This is a genomic window from Kocuria marina (genome assembly GCF_000786655.1).
GTDB lineage: Bacteria > Actinomycetota > Actinomycetes > Actinomycetales > Micrococcaceae > Kocuria > Kocuria marina_A.
Genome location: NZ_JROM01000012.1, coordinates 1 through 1785 on the forward strand (window position 1 = coordinate 1; position 1785 = coordinate 1785).

The 1785-nt window shown below is 66.9% G+C and carries 1 protein-coding gene and 1 pseudogene; one reads left to right on the forward strand and one right to left on the reverse strand.

Translation table 11 applies throughout. The features are described from left to right. The coding region (locus AS25_RS14860) for a hypothetical protein (protein ID WP_035961058.1) at positions 1-200 on the forward strand (200 nt) is incomplete at its 5' end. A 501-nt stretch (positions 201-701) separates the two neighbouring features. On the opposite strand, the pseudogene AS25_RS02640 reads toward AS25_RS14860, so the two are convergent. Next, positions 702-1761, reverse strand: a pseudogene (locus AS25_RS02640) (IS3 family transposase). Positions 1762-1785: the final 24 nt, after the last annotated feature.

Below are 1785 nucleotides of genomic sequence, written 5' to 3' on the forward strand. Positions count from 1 at the left end.
GCGCGAACAACTGGCAGTTCGTGACGGTGCGGGTGCCCGCCGACGCGAGCAAGGCGCAGGTCATGGCCGTGATCAACGCCAAGACGTCCTCGCGTGTGGGTGACGTGCACACCGGTTCGCGCCTGCGTTCCATCACGCGTGGTCGCTCGGTGACGATCGCGTGGGAGCTCGGCAAGGGCGCCCGCCCCACCTCCGCCTAAGGTGCGAACAAGTCCGTCAACCAGATGTTCTTCGCCCGCTCCTGAGCGACCACAGGTGGGCGTGGCCATCACCACCACGCCCACCTGTGGCGGGCCTGCATCGCCGAGCCCGGCCGAGCGACGCGTCACCCTTGCGAGGGTGGCGCCGTCGCCGCATGTCGGCTCCGCCCCTCGGGGGTGAGTCCGGGACCGGCGCCCTCATGGGTCGAATCACTCGGCCCGGCCATCGAATTCGGCGGCAGCCTCTCGGTGATCCTGGGACCCGCGCGGTGTTGCGGGGCGGCCTGGCACCTCTTCTCCGCGTCGTGCAGCAGCGTCCCTTCGCGTGAGAACACTGTGAACGTTCCCCCGAGATGCCGGGGGAGGCTGGGCCGCCCCCTTCATTCGGTCCGGTCGCTGTGCGAGTCGTCGGTTTCCGATTGATGGGTGCATTGCCGAGCGTAGTCGACGGGTGCGAGGTAGCCGAGGGGACTGCCGCACGAACAGGTGACAGTTGGGGTTTCAGGCCGCGAGGTCCACGGCCGGGTTCATGATGGTCTCGTATTCGATGGGGGTCAATCGGCCCAGGCGGGCCTGTCGGCGACGGCGGTGGTAGGTACGTTCGATCCAGGTGATGATCGCGATCCGCAGCTCTTCTCGAGTTCGCCACCGCTTGCGGTCCAGGACGTTCTTTTGGAGCAGTGCGAAGAACGATTCCATCGCGGCGTTATCGCCGGCAGCGCCGACCTGGCCCATGGATCCGATGAGGTGGTGACGGTTCAGGGCGTGCACGAATTTCCGTGACCGGAACTGCGATCCACGGTCGGAGTGCACGATGCAACCAGCGGCGTCGCGACGTCTGGATATCGCGTTGTCCAGGGCGTTCACCGCGAGGCGCGCCTTCATCCGGTCGCTGATCGAGTAGCCCACGATCCGGCCGGAGAACACGTCCTTGATGGCGCAGAGGTAGAGCTTGCCCTCGTCGGTCCAGTGCTCTCTTGCCGAAGACGGACCACCACTGGTTGTCCCGGCAGATCCTCCACGCCGTCCGCTCACACATCTGCTCACCGGCTTCTGCCGCTTCGCCGACCAGGAACCGGTAGCCGTACTCGGGGTCGTCGAGGTGAGCGTCCAGCAACGCGTTGGACCGGTATGCCTCGACCACCTCGGCCTTGGTGACCTGCTGGTGCCGCCATCGGTAGTAGGGCTGGCGGGAGAGCTTTGAGGACCCGCAGGGACACCGTGACGGGGATGCCGTCAGCGGCGAGCTCACTCACGAGCGGGTAGAAGATTTTCCCGGCAGGTTCGCCTGGGAGAGGTAGGCGGCTGCGCGGCGGAGGACCTCGTTCTCCTGCTCGAGCAGCCGGATCCGCTTGCGCGCATCGCGCAGCTCGGTGGAATCCTCCCGGCTCTTGCCGGGGCGGTTGCCGTCGTCAATGTCGGCTTGGCGGAGCCATTTGTGGAGCGTCATCTCGTGGACGCCGAAGTCCTTCGCGATCTGCGCGAGAGTGACGCCGGCCTCGCGGGATCGGGCCACGCGCACGACATCTTCGCGGAACTCCTGGGGGTAGGGAGCGGGCATGGTGCACATCCTTCCAGGCCGCCC